We start from the raw sequence: 15,405 nt of genomic DNA on the forward strand, positions 1-15,405 counted from the left end.
TTCGTTCAGGTAAATTGAACGTTATTAGTTTGAGCTGAACAAGCATCAGAATGTAAAAAGGCACCGTGAAAGGTGCCTTTTATTTGTGTTTTGCAAGAACAATCAGGGCATGCATTGTCGCTTTACCATGAAACCGATAAGCTGTTTGGCACCTTGCCAAAATCGCAATGTTAGGAAGCGCATCATGGATCTCGATATCTACCAAGTGGACTCTTTCACCACTGAACCTTTTAAAGGAAACCCTGCCGGAGTTTGCCTTTCACAAGAACCTTTACCAGAAGCATTGATGTTCTCTATCGCTGAAGAAATGGCGGTATCAGAAACCGCTTTTCTCTGTTTGAAAGACATGCGATTGCGCTGGTTCACACCTAAGGTAGAAGTGGCGCTATGCGGTCATGGCACATTAGCTACAGCGCAAATCTTAAAAGAACAAGGATTAGCAAAGGTTGGCGATACCATTGCCTTTCAAACCCTCTCAGGTGAGTTACATGCAAAAGTAAACCAGTCGACGATTGAGCTCGATTTTCCTGCTACTCAGTTTGAAATGGATGTTGAACAAGACATCGCATTGCTAGCAGGACTTGGATTGAAAGCGGAGCAGGTGGTTTCTTATGCTCAATTTGACAGCAAAGGCTTTATTGAAGTCGACAATGAAAAAACCGTGTTGGAACTCGAGCCTAACTTTGACGCATTAAAGAACATTCAAGGGCGTGGCGTGGTGGTAACTGCTCAATCGAATTCTCCGGATCTCGACTTTATCTCGCGCTACTTCGCCCCCTGGGTGGGTGTGAATGAAGATCCTGTCACAGGCTCAGCCCACTGCGCACTGACTCAGTTTTGGTCGCAAAAACTCGGTCAAAATCAGTTCCGCGCTTATCAAGCCTCAGCCCGCGGTGGACATTTACAAACCGAACTGTTAGAGAACGGACGCATTAAACTGATTGGCTCCGCAAAGACGGTAATCAGCGGAAAACTAAAGGTATAACGCGATGAAACAATCCATTATCCATATTGCTTTGGTCGTAAAAGATTACGATGAAGCGATAGACTTTTATGTGAATAAGCTGAAGTTTGAGCTGGTGGAAGATACGTACCAACCAGAGCAAGATAAGCGCTGGGTTGTGGTTTCTCCACCGGGTTCTAATGGTGTGACATTATTGCTAGCCAAAGCGTCTAAGCCAGAGCAGCATGACTTCATCGGTAATCAAACTGGTGGACGGGTATTCCTATTCTTGAACACCGATGACTTCTGGCGCGACTACAACCGAATGGTAGAGCTGGGCATTCAGTTTGTTCGCCCGCCAACGGAGCAGGACTACGGCACAGTCGCTGTATTTGAAGATCTCTATGGCAACCTGTGGGACTTACTAGAGATGAGTCCAAGCCACCCAATGGCTTCGCGTTCATAGATTCATACTAATTGATATTAACAGCGTCTTTCGGGACGCTTTTTTGTTTTGGGCATTTGCCCCTTCCGTTTCTTCCCAATGTGCTTCACTTTGCTTATCAGCTTAATTCTCAAATTGATAATGGCATTTCAGTCGATATAACTTGTTGTTTTTAAATAAGGTGTTTTCGGCATCATATTTGCGTTAACCCTCTACGACCAACGATTCAGTTGATGAGGGGAATAATATGAAAGCAGGGAAACTTATTGCGCTAACCAGTTGTTGCGTATCGATGTCCGGATACGCACTCACTACCAGTGATTTATCGTTCGAATCAGGCAGCGACAATGCAAACTACACCATCAAAGGAAAACCATTAGAGACCACTTCTATTGCGGAAACCTTACCTCAGGATACGCTGACGAATGTGTACTCGATGCTTCCTGAAGGGACTTACGTTAACAGTGCGTTTATTGCACCGGAACGCTATTCAAATATTGATATCGATGACGAGCTTGATGGCGCTGAGTACGCGACGGCCTCAGTGACGTTTCTTAATGAGGGGGCTGGCTATCGAAATTCGCTAGGCTATTTTGTCTACGACACTAACAATCCACCAACTAGCAAAGACGATATCGAAACGCACATGGTGATCTTCCCAAATGCTTCGAAAGCGCCAGATGGTGACATGCAGGAAGGTGACACTATCGATCTCGATGTGCAGTTAACCGCCGGTCAGACGCTTGCGTTTTTCGTCATCCCGAATGGTTGGTATGTCAGTACCTATAACAACATTCCTTACCTTGGCCCTTGGAACACACCTTTTTACAGCTTATCCAGTTTGAATCCAGAGACGACCGCTAATTACCGCCGCCATAACGTTGCGTTCTTGGATACCGAGAATGAATTTTTGGTACTTGGTTTTGAAGACATTCGCCGTCCGAGTGGCGATAACGATTTCAACGATTTGATTTTTACCGTGGATATTTCACCTTTCTCGGCGGTAGATGGTGTGAACACCGATGGCACTACCGATTCGAAATACGAAGTGTTGGTCCAAGAGAACAACCCAGAGGTGACTGTGACGTCGGTTTACCCAAGTTCTGATACGTATGCGACGATGGCATTCGAAGATCGCTGGCCGTTAATGGGTGACTACGACTTTAACGATGTGGTGTGGCGCTATCGTGTGACCGAACTTTTGAATGGCCAACGTGAATTGAAGACCATTACTGTCGATTACACCCTACAAGCAATGGGGGCGGGTTATTCTAATGGTTTTGCCGTGAAGCTGCCTAATGTGGATTCGTCCAACGTGGCATCGGTAACGGTGACCAAAAATGGTCAAGCAGTGGAACATACGGTGCTTCAATCTGGCAGCGAAACCGTGTTGGTGGTATCGGAGGATTTAAGAGCTGAACTGGATGCGCTTGGTGTTCTGACTTCAGGTTGTACTTATTACCGTACTCAGAGCAATTGTTTGAATCAGCAAGCGACCGATATTCTCAGCTACCAGATGGTCGTCGAACTAACCATGCCAGTCGCACGAGATCAAATCGGTTACCCGCCATATGACTCATTCATCTTTGCGGCAGAAGGTACGTACCACGGGGACTTTGTTGCGACCTTCCCGGGTATGACATGGCAAACGCACTTTAAGACATTCTCAGGCACTGGGGACATGAATAACGCATTGTTCAACCTGCATGATGATGACACAGGCGGCTCGGAATACTTCCTAACCAGCAACAACATGCCTTGGGCAATCAACATTCGTGATGAATGGGATCACCCAACCGAGAACACAGACATCAGCCATGCCTACACAGGATTCCCAACTTGGGTAACCAGCAGTGGCGAAACGGACACCAGTTGGTACAACGCGCCAGCGAGTGGCAAAGTTATCTCAGCAACGGAATAGCAAGGAGCATCACATGAATACTTCGACAAAACTTCTCACCATCATGTTTGCTTCAACCTTAGTCGCTGCTTGTGGAGGCGGGGGCGGTGGCGGTTCTTCTACGCCAGCACCAACACCTGTTGCTGACGAGGTTGATGATACGCAAGACATTGTGGCGCAGCGCGACTTTTCTTTTGATATTGGTGAGACGATTACTCTGTCCATGAACTACCAAGGCTCTGCTGATGGTGCATTACACCTCTATACTAAAGCGGCATTTACGGCGGAAAACGGCGATGTGATTGCAGACCCAATGTCACGCATCACCACTATTTATCCGACCCGAACCAATCAGGTTGAGTTAGAGGTGAATGGCAATTGGACCAAGTTGTACGCGCAATGGGTCCCAATGAATGCTGGTGAATCTGAGAAGAACTGGGTGATTTCGTTGAATCAATCCAACAACAATTACCATCTCGATTTTTAATCCAAGATGTTGTTAATAAGCAAAGCGTGGTTAAAGCCACGCTTTATTTTTGATAAAAATCCTTCGCAACATTAGCGTGATCTATATCACCTATTGAGCGAATCAGATAGAATGGCGGCCACTTTCAATATGCCCTTTTCTAACCGTATCTCGAAAGTGAGTTAACAACTTGTTATTTAAAAGAAATTTCCTTCGAGGACGCCGCTATCATTAGTACAAACAATATCACCATGCAATTTGGTGCCGAGCCACTGTTCGAAAATATCTCTGCTAAGTTTGGCAACGGCAACCGTTATGGTCTGATTGGCGCAAACGGCTGTGGTAAGTCGACATTTATGAAAATCCTGAGCGGAGCACTCGCGCCAAGCTCGGGCAACGTTTCCATTACTCCGGGGCTGAAACTGGGCGTATTGAGCCAAGATCAGTTTGCGTTCGAGCAATACAGCGTGATTGATGCTGTGATCATGGGCGATCGCAAGCTTTGGGAAGTGAAGCAGGAACGTGACCGCATCTATTCATTACCTGAAATGAGCGAAGAAGACGGCATGAAAGTCGCTGAGCTTGAAAGCGAATTCGCAGAAATGGACGGCTACACAGCAGAAAGCCGTGCTGGCGATATTTTGCTTCAAGCGGGTATTGAAGAAGAGCTGCATTTTGGTTTGATGCAGCAAGTTGCTCCGGGCTGGAAACTGCGTGTACTTTTGGCGCAAGCTCTGTTTGCTAATCCAGATATTTTGCTGCTCGACGAACCAACCAACAACTTGGACATTCACACCATCAACTGGTTGGCGGAAGAGTTGAATCAACGTAAGTGTACGATGATCATTATCTCGCACGACCGTCACTTCTTAAACTCTGTGTGTACGCACATGGCAGATATCGATTATGGCGAACTGCGTATTTACCCTGGCAACTATGAATACTTCCTTGAAGCATCTGGTCTTCGTCGTGAGCAGTTATTGGCTTCCAACGCGAAAAAAACCGCTGAAATCAACGAACTTCAAGAATTCGTAAACCGTTTTGGTGCGAATGCATCGAAAGCAAAACAAGCCAGCTCTCGCGCTAAGAAGATGGAAAAAATCCAACTCGACGAAGTGAAAGCAAGTAGCCGTGTTAGCCCATCGATTGATTTCGGTGAGGGCAAAAAACTGCATCGTTTAGCATTGGAACTGCAAGACCTTGGGCACTCGTTTGGTGATGAGTTGTTGTTTGAAAAAGGCAACTTGTTACTTGAAGCGGGCACTCGCCTTGCGATCATCGGTGAAAACGGTGTGGGTAAAACGACCTTGCTGCGTTGCCTAGTGAACGAGTTAGAGCAAACTCAGGGCGTAGTAAAGTGGTCTGAAAACGCTTCGATTGGTTACTGTCCACAGGACAGCAGCGCGGACTTCGATAATGATCTGACCATCTTTGAGTGGATCTCTCAGTGGCGTACCGTGAAGCACAATGACCTAATGGTCCGTGGCATTCTAGGTCGCTTGTTGTTTACCGCTGATGATGCCAACAAAAAAGCGAAAAACTGCTCGGGTGGTGAGAAGAACCGCCTGCTGTTTGGTAAGCTAATGATGCAAGACATCAACGTTTTGGTAATGGATGAGCCAACCAACCACATGGATATGGAAGCGATTGAAGCGTTAAACAGCGCGTTAAAAGACTACACTGGCACTTTGATCTTTGTTAGTCATGACCGTGAGTTCGTATCGTCATTGGCGACTTCAATCATTGATGTAAAAGACAAACAGTTGGTGAGTTTCCAAGGTACATTTGAAGAGTACATGGCACACCAACAAAAGGTGCTTAGCGCTGCGTAACCAAGCGCCGATCATCGTGAATAATTGGACGTAAAGTTCGTCTTTGAGACGACGAATACAACAGATTATTCGCAATAGTGATTTAATCTAAACCTAATAGAGGTAAGGTGGTGAGTACAATGCTCGCCACCCACAATTAAGGAGCCGTTCATGAGCCATGAATTTATGACCGACGAAGAACGTATTGAACTGCAGAAGAACAATCCTCTGCACGGTCTTAAATTAGAAGACATGTTGCAGCAGCTTGTTGACCATTACGGTTGGGAAATCCTCGACACAGCAATGCGTATGAACTGTTTCAACACCAAGCCAAGCATTGCAAGCAGTGTTAAATACCTGAAGAAAACAGAATGGGCTCGTGAGCGTGTAGAGAACTTCTACCTATACCGCTACAAGCGCATGCCAAAGGCATCTGAATACGAGTACAACCTGCCACCACGCGCACGTACCTTCCGTCATGGATTGGAGCCGCGTGAGCCAATGGAGCTGACGGTTGAATCGATTCTGGCTTCACAAGCTAAGGCTGCGTCTGCGCACAAAGAGCGTTCAGCTAAGCAACGCTCAGATCGTGCTCGTTTTAACAACCGCCGTCGATAAACTTTCAGTTTTCTTGTTCTTGTAGGCTCGATGTCTAAGAGCAGGATGATTTTGATGAAAAGCCAAACTACCCAGTTTGGCTTTTTTATTATCTTTTTTTCAGCTAAACCTTGCTATCAAGACCCTAGCTTAATAATCGAAGAGTACATCTGCTGCGGATCTGACTGACGACTGAATCGCGCTTGAAAGCTCTCCACCACATAATCAATAAAGGCACGTAACTTTTGCGATAGCTCTTTGTGGTAGGGGTAAACGATATACAGCGCGTGCTTCTCCATCTGCCATTCAGGGGTAATCTCAACCAATTCACCGGATGCTAATTGAGGCTCAACAAAAAAGTCTGGCAACAACGCAACCCCATGTCCGGCACATGCCGCTTGGGTGAGCGCCAAACCACTGTTGACAGTGTAAACACTCGCAGGCAGATCAACTTCCAGTACCTCGCTGCCATTTTGAAATGTCCAGCGGCGAGACGTTGAAGAGAGGCTATAGCTAAGTAGGCGATGGTGTATAACGTCACGTGGAGATTTAAACGGCTGCGACTCTTCAAGGTATTGAGGGGAAGCGCAAAGTACACGGCGGATATCCAATAGTTTGCGCGAACGTAGGCTAGAGTTACCCAATTCGCCTCCGCCACGAATGGCAATATCGAGCCCTTGCTCAATCAAATCAATATGTTCATCACTCATCACCACTTCGATGGCAAGCTCTGGATGCAGCTTCATAAATTCACAGATGATGGGGTTTAGCTCAATCAACCCTAATGACATCGGCATGCTGATTTTGAGTGTGCCCTTTAATGTGTGGGAAGACTCAATCACTGAGCGGTCTGCGTTGTTGAGTGCATCGAGAACCTGACACACTTGTTGATAATAGAGCTGACCATTATCGGTAATGTGCAAATTGCGGGTAGTACGGTTAATCAAAGGGCTTTTCAAATAGCTCTCTAATTCATTGATGTTCTTACTTATTGCGGCTTTTGAGAGGTTTAAATCTTCTGCAGCCGCGACGAAGCTACCTAGCTCCACCACTCGACGAAATACGGTTAATGCTCTGATCTTATCCACGCATTAGTTTCCTCATGTTTTTATTGTTCACTTTTGGTGAACTATATAGCCACTATTATAGTGTTTATACACTGGTGGGAGTTAATTAATATCACCTCATTCACTGAGTGCCCGACATAAGTAGGGGCAAACGTAATTAGGATTCCAATATGAAAAAGATCGTCGCATTTACTGGTAGCAATAACAGCCAATCAATCCACAGCCTATTGGTTCAAGCGTTGGCAAACAAAGCTACACAAACAGAAGTAAACACCATTGACCTAAACGACTTTGAATTGCCAATGTACGGTTTGGACGTTGAAGGTCAGGGCATCCCAGAAAACGCACACAAACTGCGTGCAACGTTAAACGAGTACGATGCGATCATCATTGCATCACCAGAGCACAACGGCTCAATGCCAGCATTCCTGAAAAATGCGATTGATTGGCTATCACGTGTCGCACCTCAAGGTACGTCTTTCTTTGGTGACACTAAGAAACCAGTTCTGCTAGTGAGCACATCTCCGGGTGCAAACGGCGGCGCAACTAACATCAAAACCATGGCTGAATTGATGCCTTGGTGGGGTGGCGATGTAAAAGGCACATATAGCCTAGGCGGCTTCTACGACAAGTTCCAAGATGGCAAATTTGATGCTGCGACCTCAGCGGAACTGAGTGAGCTAATGATGTCTTTCGAGAAGTCTCTGTAAGTTATCTATACTCGCATGAGTAGTGATTCATCAGGGTAGCTAATCAAGAAAGGTAGGTAAGGTATGGCGGTATTAGAACAAGGCGTTTGGTATCCAAACAAAGACGCAAGTGAGCTGACAGCAGAAGATCAATTCGCGTTACCAAGTCAGATCGAAGCGGATCGCTATCACTTGTATATGTCGTTGGCTTGTCCATTTGCCCATCGCCCTTACCTAGTGATCAAGTACCTTGGTTTGGACGAGGTCATTTCCGTCTCTTCCGTTGCAGCAAAGCGTTACAGCAATGGTTGGGAGTTTGATGGTGCACATCCTGATCCTTTATACAACGCGGATAATCTAGCGGCGTTGTATGTGAAAGCGAAAAGCGACTACACCGGACGCGTAACTGTCCCTCTACTGTGGGATAAGCAAAACCATGCGATTGTGGGCAATGATTCAGCCGCAATGGCAATGGACCTCGCTACGAATTGGCTACCTTTGGCAAAACATCCGGTGGAGTTGGTACCAGCCGCATTGCGTGAAGAGATCGAAAGCCTAAATCGATGGCTTCACAGCAATGTGAATGGCAAGGTGTATCAAGTCGGCTTTGCAACCACGCAGGCGCAATATGACCAAGCGAGTGAAACCTTGTTTGATGCGCTGGAGCAACTGGATCAGCGTTTGGTGCAGTCGCGCTACTTGCATGGCGACGACGTTACCCTGTCTGACTTGTTCTTGCTGCCAACATTAGTGCGTTTCGAGGCGGTGTATGAAGTGCACTTTAAAGCCAACAAAAAGCCCCTAAAGGCGTACCAAAACTTGTATCGCTACATGCTGGATTTGGTTGCCGATGAGCGCATTCGCAGCACCATCGATATTGATTACATGAAGCTGCATTATTTCTTCTCGCACAAGCACATCAACCCAAATGGGATTGTGCCAGCGGGACCTGAGATTGAGTGGATCTAATTCGAAGCCAATAAAGAAAGCCGGAGATTACCTCCGGCTTTGTTTTTATAGCTGCGCCGTAATTTCCTCTATCTCTTGCTGCCACTGCTTTTGCATCGCTGGTTTTTGATGTTTGGGTTTTCGCCCCAAATCGGCTTCCAGCAAGCTTTCCAGCTCCAACAGTCTTTCTAGCATTTGCTCTTCGGATTGCTCATCAGATGCGGTGTTTGTTTCCATCGACATTACTTCATTGCAATGATGCGATATGGCAGATTTGGGAGCAGTATCAGTTACGCGCTGATAAACCTCTTCTGCGCTTAAATACTCCGTCAGTAAGCCATTTTCAATAAACCAGAATCGATTACAGCTTTGCTCTATCAGGCTTCGGTCGTGACTCACCAATAAGGCGGCACCTTCGAAGTTTTGCAGAGTTTCAATCAGCTCTTCTTTGCCTTCCATATCCAAATGGTTGGTCGGTTCGTCTAAAAACAACATGTGATAACGAGCGAGGGTTAAGCTAACAAACAGCAGCCTTGCTCGCTCTCCACCACTTAGACTGACGACTTTCTGTTCGTGTCTTGCGTACTCAAATCCTGCACCAATTAGCGAACGTTTTGCCTGTTCACTGCTGATGCTGGCAAACGACTGCAACGCATCCGTGATGGATTGATGATCGTCGAGTTGCTTTAGGGATTGATCGTAGTAACCCAAGCGACAGCGATCGTGGAAAGTTACACTCTCATGTTGGTTGCTTAGGTCGGTTTGGATGGCATCATACTGACGATAAAGCAGGTTTAATAAAGTCGATTTACCGCAACCATTACTGCCTAGAACGGCAACCCGGTCGCCACTTTTGACGCGCATTTCTGCCATATCAAACAAGTGATAATCACTGTCTGGTGGCGTTACCGAGAAAGGCAAAACCTCTAACAGTCGATTTGCTGGCATTGACTCACCTTGAAGTTGTAGCGCCCACGGTGTGCCTTCTGTCAGTTCGGTTTGTTCTTCCTCTAAACGTTCTTTGCGCGCAAACATCGTCTTGGCTTTTCGAGCAAGATCTTCGTTGTCGTAGACTTTGCCCCAAGTGGCTAAACGCTTGGCGCTTTTTTCGATTCGGTCGATCTCTTTCTGCTCGCTGGCATGGCGAAGTTGATCGGTTTCATCTTTCTCTTTCAATGCTTGTCTTGCTTGAGAACAAGGCAGAGAGAAATGATGCAGAGATCGATCTCGCATGACCCAAGTGGTGTTGGTGACGCGATCGAGTAAGGTTTGATCGTGAGATACCAAAACGAATGAGCCTTTCCAGTTTGATAGGAATTGCTCTAACCAAAGGAGCGATGGCAAGTCCAAGTGGTTGCTTGGTTCATCCAGAAGCAGTAAGTCAGGTTGATGGATAATCGCACGAGCAAGCAGGAGTCGCATTTGCTGACCTCCGCTGCAATTCTCAACCGGCATGTGTCGTTCTGTGTTTGAAAATCCGAGTTCATCCAATAAGAGTTCGGCGCGCCAAATCTCATCATCGGATAAGGATTCCGCTAACGCGTCCAATACGGAATGTGTGCTTAAAGACTCAGGTAAATGCTGCTCAACATAACGCATCAAACATGAACTGGCTTTGGCAACCGTGCCTTGGCTTGGTTCAAATTGACCGCTAAGCAGTTTGAGTAGGGAGCTTTTACCACAGCCGTTATGACCGATAAGACCAATTTTGTCGCCACGATGAATCGTAAACGTTAGATCTTTGAAGATTGGTGTTGCTGTGTGAGAAAGGGTTAATGATTGTGCAGTTAAAAAAGTACTCATAGTGTTCTCAAGAATTTTGGGCGTAAGACGCCGTTGTCATAGCTGACAATAATTCTTCGAGCTTGAGGGAAAGTACTCGGGTGACGTGTTTTCGTCGAAAGGTAATTATTCGCTCAAGTCGAGATTATCGCAGCGCGAAATCTGAAACTCTTGAGCGGTCCTTCATGCCATAAAAACGTGGGTTGATTGAACACCACAAAGACATAAATTCCTCCTTAATTTCGTTGTAAGTGTTGCCACTTTTGGTTGATAGATGCGCTAGATTCTAACCCTAAAAGTGGCAATGTACAGATAGCTTGATGAAAAAATGATGAGAGGATCACTGAGCTATCACGCGCTTTTAGCGATATAAGCTGAACTTCTTGGTCAACTCTCGAAGAGTTTCAGTCTCGCCGAACAAACAAATGCCCAAATACTCTAATTCAGCTTCCGGCGTGTTTTTGGTGGTTTGTTGTTGTACTTCAGAGCCACCTTCTACCATGGTGTGAGTAAAATCGGAGAAGAGGATGCCTTTATCGAGTGCTTCTTGGCGAAGCTTTCTGATTTTGTTGGAGTTGTCCGCTCTCAAGACGATAAACGGATAGTGGGAGATATTGGGATGAACATTGCCGTCGAGATCGTGATAGTCGGTGTAGACTGCGTCTCCATCAGAAAGTTGATTGGCAAGGCTTACACTCAAGTGTCCTAATACGTTAACGGCACGTCCCACCTCGACTTTTTTACTGATTACGGCAACAAATCGTTTTTGGTTTTCGTCGGGAAGTTGATTCATGGAGGACCTCGTTTCTCTAATAATCTGGCTATTGTTTAACTGTCTCCATTGTATTTCCTCGCACGCGCAATTTTGTTTCTAACATTGTTGTCGGAAAGCCAAGTTTGCAATAAACGAATGATTTAATCGTTTTTCATGCAATAAGATTCCCCAGAGTTTGCAAATAGACAAGGCACCAACGGAAGGTCGGTGCCTTAGGTCGAGGCTGAACCAAGTTCTATTGTTTGTTTAGCTCAGCCGCGGCATCCACAAAGATACCTTGGATGTCTTTCGCTTCACGCTCTGTTTGACCACCATGTTTTAGGAATGCGTCGATGATCGCTGCTGTTTTTTGCTCTTTTGCGCGCTCTAGGAAGTAACGCAACTCTAGCTCTGCACCTGCGTCTTCATCTTTGATAGAGGTTGCGATGATCTCTTTGTACATTACGATGTCACGCACTTCTAATTGGCTAATCACGCCCAATGTTGCCGCTAAGAACCCATCCAGTTCTGCTTTAGGAACAAACTGAGTAATGATGTTTAACTGCTCTGCTTGTTGTGCCGTAAAGTCGTTACCAAGTAGCAGTGCTTGAAGCGCTTTGTTTTTGCCCATGCGACGAGCGAACTGCACCGCACCTTGACCACCCGTTGGGATGTTTACGTGAATCTCTGGCTGAGCAAATGCTGCGTTTTCAGTGCCGTATGCCAAGTCACACGCCATCACAAACTCATTACCGCCGCCACGAGCTACACCATCAACCACAGCAACCGATACTTGTTTCATCGCTTTGATGTTGGCAATCATGTGGTTGAATTCAATTGATGCTGCCTGACCACCTTGTGTGCCGTTGATAACGTTCAAATCTAAATGCGCCAAGAAGAAAGACTCATGAAGTGATTTGAATACCACCACTTTCGTATCGCGGTCATCTTTAAGTGATAGGACAAATTCGTTGATTTCGTTAATCAAATCGATAGTCAGTACGTTCACTGGCGGGTTGTTGATTTCAACAGTAGCGATGCCATTTTGTTGTGTGATTGATAGAGTTTTCATAGCTGTTTCCTCAGCGTTAGTAAGATCAGCAGACCTCGGTCACGCGAATTTATTGGTTTGGTATTGAGGAGGTTTGTCTCTCTCCCGTTGTGTGCAGCTACTATAGATTTGTTATAAGATGAGAAAAATAAGCTAAATGGCATATAATTGGTGCCATAAAAGCAACAATAGTTTTTTAGGTATGACGTTATGGATTTCTCTAGTCGTTTATTGCTGCTACTTGAAGTGGTCGAGCTTGGTTCGTTCACTAAGGTATCAGAACAGAAGAATGTGGATCGTTCGGTGATCTCAAAGCAGATCAGCCGTTTGGAAGAGGAGTTGGGTGTTCGATTGCTCAACCGAACCACGCGCTCTTTATCGTTAACGGCTGCTGGGAATGAAATGGTCAACCAAGCCAAATCCCTTCGGTCACTTCTCAGTGATACTCACCGTTTGGCGCAGAATTATCACGAGGAGCCTCGTGGTGTCTTGCGCATTACCAGCTCGACCATGTTCGGGCGTCAATATGTTCAAGATGCGATTTCGGTGTTTCAACAACAATACCCAGATGTGGAGTTTGAATTGCGCTTAGAAGATCGCATGGTGGATATGGTGCAAGAGGGCTTTGATATTGGTTTTCGCATCGGACGACCTAAAAACTCAAGCTTGATTACCCGTAAGATTGCGCGAAGTCGTCTGTTGATTGTTGCTGCCCCAGCGTTTTTAGAAAAACATGGTGAGGTGAACAGTCTTGAGAAATTGGAATCTTTACCCGCCACTATTTACGCCGCCCCAGGTTTATTATTCGATAAATTCGGCTATCAAGATGAGCAAGGTAAACAACAGCACTTTCAGCTTAATGTCGCTTATAAAGTGAATGATGTGGAAATGTTGGCAAGAAGCGCAGCTGGAGGAAATACGCTTGCTGTGGTGACTGCACAAATGGTTCAAGATGAGATCAAGCAAGGCAAGCTAGTGCCGATCATGACGCACTTGAACATTGATGATTTCGGTACCTTTTACGCCGTATATCCGCACCGAGATGCACCGATCAAAACCAAGTTATTTATCGACACACTCAAATCCATTGTGGGAGAAGAGACGCCCATTTGGGAGAAGAACATTCCAAACTTCGACAAGATGTATGGACGAGGGAAGTAGAGCTATTAAGCGACTAGGCTTCACCATATTAATCTAGACAAAAGAGGCTCGACGGAGCCTCTTTTACGTTGATTTTAAATGCGAGTTTGAATCTAAATTAAAATGCGCTCAACTTGCTCAATAATAAACGCTTCTTCTAGTGCTTTACCTAACATCAACTGATGGTTTAGCAGTCCAAGCATTAGGGTATAAAGTGATTCTTTGTGTTGTGCTGAAACGTAGTTTTCTAGCATCGTCATGTACTTTTGATTCGCTAGTAACATGCATGGATCGGTAGCTACGTTTTCTTGCCCAATCACATCAATATAATCAGACACTAACTTCATCTCTTGGAAGAAACGCGGTGCCATCTGTTGGAAAATTAATACAAAGTTCTCTGCTTGTTGTTCAGGGCTAGCGCTTGTTGCGCTCGGTCTTCCTGCCAATATTTCTGCATCGAAGTTAACCATTGCCTCGGTAGCGGCTTTGAACAGCTCATCTTTACTTTTGTAGTAGTGATAGACCGCACTTTTACTCATGCCAAGCTGTTCACAAAGCTGTCTCATCCCAAGATTTTTGTAGCCAAATTCAAGAAATATACCTGTTGCTTTTAGCGCTATTTCTTCTCGTTTTTTATCGTGATCGACGATTTTAGGCATATTTTTCTCTTTTCGATGGTTAGCGTAATCACGGCAGTATATCACAAGATTCTTTTTTTTAGACCAAGTGGGCAAGAAAGATCTTTACCTTGTGTTTGAATCGTACTAACTTAAAAAGACCGTTTGGTCTAAATAAAGACTAAGGGACTCTTTGTCTTGTTCCTCTACCAAGAATAGGAAACATCGATATGAAAACGCAGCCTCGAATTTTAATTGTCGGTTCAACGGGTTATTTAGGATCGAATATTGTTGAATTTCTCATGGCGCAGCACGCCGAGTTTAAAGCGTTGGCGAGAAACAAAACCAAGCTCCTTGCGATGGGCTTACAAGAGTCGCAGGCAGTAGAAGCTCAGGTGACTCACCCCGATGAGCTAAAAGGAGTTTGCGAGGGTGTGGACGTTGTTATCTCATGCTTGGGCATTACTCGTCAGCAAGATGGATTAGGTTATTTGGATGTCGACTACCAAGCAAACTTGAACTTACTCGAAGAAGCAGAGCGAGCAGGTGTTGGTAAATTCATTTACATCTCTGCGTTCAATGCTCAGAAATATCCTCAAGTTCGTCTGCTAGAGGCGAAAGAGCGCTTTGCGAGTCGGCTTCTGCAATCAACAAAATTAACCCCTTGTGTGATTCGTCCGAATGGTTTTTTCTCTGATATTACCGAGGTGTACAACATGGCGAAATCGGGTCGAGTGTTTACTTTTGGCGATGGTGAAAACTTGCTTAACCCCATTCACGGAAAAGATTTGGCGAGATTTTGTGTTGAGGCTATCGATAGCACTGAAACGGAGATTAACGTAGGCGGACCGAATGTGTTTTCAGTGAACCAAATTGCTCAGCTTGCATTCAAATCTCAGAATAAGCAGGAGAAAAATACGCATTTGCCGGATTTGTTGCGCAGAGCTGCTCTCGTAATGGTCAGCCACCTACCAGAGAAGTGGGGCGGTCCTGCTGAGTTCTTCCTGACCATGTTAGGCGGTGACAATATCGCACCGACTTATGGTCATCATCGACTGGAAGACTACTTTCGCAAGCTCTCTGAAGAAGACAACATCTGAATCAATTCATCGATTTAAACGGGACTCCACCCAAGTACTCAACCATGACTTTGGTTAGAAAGGGGGAGGTCATGTGCTTCATTGTCGATAAAGTA

Annotated in this window: 15 protein-coding genes; 10 read left to right on the forward strand and 5 right to left on the reverse strand. The window is 45.6% G+C overall.

Translation table 11 applies throughout. From position 1 onward, the window contains the following. The first annotated feature begins 184 nt into the window (after window positions 1-184). The 6 genes from AACR11_RS00465 to AACR11_RS00490 all read left to right on the forward strand — a co-directional run bounded on the left by AACR11_RS00465 (window position 185) and on the right by AACR11_RS00490 (window position 6,183). The gene (locus AACR11_RS00465; RefSeq protein WP_029788291.1) at window positions 185-985 is read left to right on the forward strand and encodes a PhzF family phenazine biosynthesis protein; all 801 of its coding nucleotides are present in this window, start codon (window positions 185-187) and stop codon (window positions 983-985) included. A 4-nt stretch (window positions 986-989) separates the two neighbouring features. Beyond that, window positions 990-1,409, forward strand: a complete 420-nt coding sequence (locus AACR11_RS00470; RefSeq protein WP_005436281.1) for a VOC family protein — start codon at window positions 990-992, stop codon at window positions 1,407-1,409. Window positions 1,410-1,635: 226 nt separating this feature from the next. Beyond that, on the forward strand, window positions 1,636-3,309 hold the full coding sequence (locus AACR11_RS00475) for an LruC domain-containing protein (RefSeq protein WP_029788290.1): 1,674 nt from the start codon (window positions 1,636-1,638) through the stop codon (window positions 3,307-3,309). A gap of 13 nt (window positions 3,310-3,322) precedes the next feature. After that, entirely contained in the window at window positions 3,323-3,775 is a 453-nt protein-coding gene (locus tag AACR11_RS00480) for a hypothetical protein (RefSeq protein ID WP_029788289.1), read from the forward strand. 206 nt (window positions 3,776-3,981) lie between these two features. After that, on the forward strand, window positions 3,982-5,586 hold the full coding sequence (locus AACR11_RS00485) for an ABC-F family ATPase (RefSeq protein WP_078609968.1): 1,605 nt from the start codon (window positions 3,982-3,984) through the stop codon (window positions 5,584-5,586). Window positions 5,587-5,751: 165 nt separating this feature from the next. Further along, the gene (locus tag AACR11_RS00490) at window positions 5,752-6,183 is read left to right on the forward strand and encodes a VF530 family protein (RefSeq protein ID WP_005436283.1); all 432 of its coding nucleotides are present in this window, start codon (window positions 5,752-5,754) and stop codon (window positions 6,181-6,183) included. Window positions 6,184-6,299: 116 nt separating this feature from the next. Here AACR11_RS00490 and AACR11_RS00495 read toward each other — a convergent pair whose 3' ends face one another. Further along, on the reverse strand, window positions 6,300-7,250 hold the full coding sequence (locus AACR11_RS00495; protein ID WP_029788288.1) for a LysR family transcriptional regulator: 951 nt from the start codon (window positions 7,248-7,250) through the stop codon (window positions 6,300-6,302). A 149-nt stretch (window positions 7,251-7,399) separates the two neighbouring features. On the opposite strand from AACR11_RS00495, the gene AACR11_RS00500 reads away from it, so the two are divergent. Together AACR11_RS00500 and AACR11_RS00505 are read left to right on the forward strand one after the other, a co-directional pair. Beyond that, window positions 7,400-7,939, forward strand: a complete 540-nt coding sequence (locus AACR11_RS00500) for an NADPH-dependent FMN reductase (protein ID WP_029788287.1) — start codon at window positions 7,400-7,402, stop codon at window positions 7,937-7,939. A 63-nt stretch (window positions 7,940-8,002) separates the two neighbouring features. After that, window positions 8,003-8,887 (forward strand): glutathione S-transferase C-terminal domain-containing protein, encoded by an 885-nt coding sequence (locus tag AACR11_RS00505; RefSeq protein WP_029788286.1) that lies wholly within the window; start codon window positions 8,003-8,005, stop codon window positions 8,885-8,887. Window positions 8,888-8,932: 45 nt separating this feature from the next. Here the strand turns inward: AACR11_RS00505 and AACR11_RS00510 are convergent, their stop codons facing one another. The 3 genes from AACR11_RS00510 to AACR11_RS00520 all read right to left on the reverse strand — a co-directional run bounded on the left by AACR11_RS00510 (window position 8,933) and on the right by AACR11_RS00520 (window position 12,474). After that, window positions 8,933-10,669, reverse strand: coding sequence for an ABC-F family ATP-binding cassette domain-containing protein (locus AACR11_RS00510; RefSeq protein ID WP_029788285.1), 1,737 nt, complete (start codon window positions 10,667-10,669; stop codon window positions 8,933-8,935). Window positions 10,670-11,009: 340 nt separating this feature from the next. Next, complete coding sequence (locus AACR11_RS00515; RefSeq protein ID WP_029788284.1) at window positions 11,010-11,441, reverse strand: DUF2000 domain-containing protein; 432 nt, start codon at window positions 11,439-11,441, stop codon at window positions 11,010-11,012. A gap of 217 nt (window positions 11,442-11,658) precedes the next feature. After that, window positions 11,659-12,474 (reverse strand): enoyl-CoA hydratase/isomerase family protein, encoded by an 816-nt coding sequence (locus tag AACR11_RS00520; protein ID WP_029788283.1) that lies wholly within the window; start codon window positions 12,472-12,474, stop codon window positions 11,659-11,661. A 189-nt stretch (window positions 12,475-12,663) separates the two neighbouring features. Here AACR11_RS00520 and AACR11_RS00525 point away from each other — a divergent pair, with 189 nt between their 5' ends. Further along, complete coding sequence (locus AACR11_RS00525) at window positions 12,664-13,614, forward strand: LysR family transcriptional regulator (RefSeq protein WP_017189639.1); 951 nt, start codon at window positions 12,664-12,666, stop codon at window positions 13,612-13,614. Window positions 13,615-13,706: 92 nt separating this feature from the next. Here AACR11_RS00525 and AACR11_RS00530 read toward each other — a convergent pair whose 3' ends face one another. Beyond that, entirely contained in the window at window positions 13,707-14,252 is a 546-nt protein-coding gene (locus tag AACR11_RS00530; RefSeq protein WP_029788282.1) for a TetR/AcrR family transcriptional regulator, read from the reverse strand. 188 nt (window positions 14,253-14,440) lie between these two features. Between AACR11_RS00530 and AACR11_RS00535 the strand changes: the two genes are divergently transcribed. After that, window positions 14,441-15,310 carry an SDR family oxidoreductase gene (locus tag AACR11_RS00535; RefSeq protein ID WP_029788281.1) on the forward strand — a complete coding sequence of 290 codons (870 nt, stop codon included), beginning with the start codon at window positions 14,441-14,443 and terminating at the stop codon, window positions 15,308-15,310. Window positions 15,311-15,405 lie beyond the last annotated feature (95 nt).

Source organism: Vibrio sp. L85 (genome assembly GCF_963871815.1).
Taxonomy (GTDB): domain Bacteria; phylum Pseudomonadota; class Gammaproteobacteria; order Enterobacterales; family Vibrionaceae; genus Vibrio; species Vibrio harveyi.

Excerpts from the sequence above, each read along its gene's own strand:
- AACR11_RS00465 (WP_029788291.1), top strand. The coding sequence starts at position 185 with ATGGATCTCGATATCTACCAAGTGGACTCTTTCACCACTGAACCTTTT.
- AACR11_RS00470 (WP_005436281.1), top strand. The coding sequence starts at position 990 with ATGAAACAATCCATTATCCATATTGCTTTGGTCGTAAAAGATTACGAT.
- AACR11_RS00475 (WP_029788290.1), top strand. The coding sequence starts at position 1,636 with ATGAAAGCAGGGAAACTTATTGCGCTAACCAGTTGTTGCGTATCGATG.
- AACR11_RS00480 (WP_029788289.1), top strand. The coding sequence starts at position 3,323 with ATGAATACTTCGACAAAACTTCTCACCATCATGTTTGCTTCAACCTTA.
- AACR11_RS00490 (WP_005436283.1), top strand. The coding sequence starts at position 5,752 with ATGACCGACGAAGAACGTATTGAACTGCAGAAGAACAATCCTCTGCAC.
- AACR11_RS00500 (WP_029788287.1), top strand. The coding sequence starts at position 7,400 with ATGAAAAAGATCGTCGCATTTACTGGTAGCAATAACAGCCAATCAATC.
- AACR11_RS00505 (WP_029788286.1), top strand. The coding sequence starts at position 8,003 with ATGGCGGTATTAGAACAAGGCGTTTGGTATCCAAACAAAGACGCAAGT.
- AACR11_RS00510 (WP_029788285.1), bottom strand. The coding sequence starts at position 10,669 with ATGAGTACTTTTTTAACTGCACAATCATTAACCCTTTCTCACACAGCA.
- AACR11_RS00515 (WP_029788284.1), bottom strand. The coding sequence starts at position 11,441 with ATGAATCAACTTCCCGACGAAAACCAAAAACGATTTGTTGCCGTAATC.
- AACR11_RS00520 (WP_029788283.1), bottom strand. The coding sequence starts at position 12,474 with ATGAAAACTCTATCAATCACACAACAAAATGGCATCGCTACTGTTGAA.
- AACR11_RS00525 (WP_017189639.1), top strand. The coding sequence starts at position 12,664 with ATGGATTTCTCTAGTCGTTTATTGCTGCTACTTGAAGTGGTCGAGCTT.
- AACR11_RS00530 (WP_029788282.1), bottom strand. The coding sequence starts at position 14,252 with ATGCCTAAAATCGTCGATCACGATAAAAAACGAGAAGAAATAGCGCTA.
- AACR11_RS00535 (WP_029788281.1), top strand. The coding sequence starts at position 14,441 with ATGAAAACGCAGCCTCGAATTTTAATTGTCGGTTCAACGGGTTATTTA.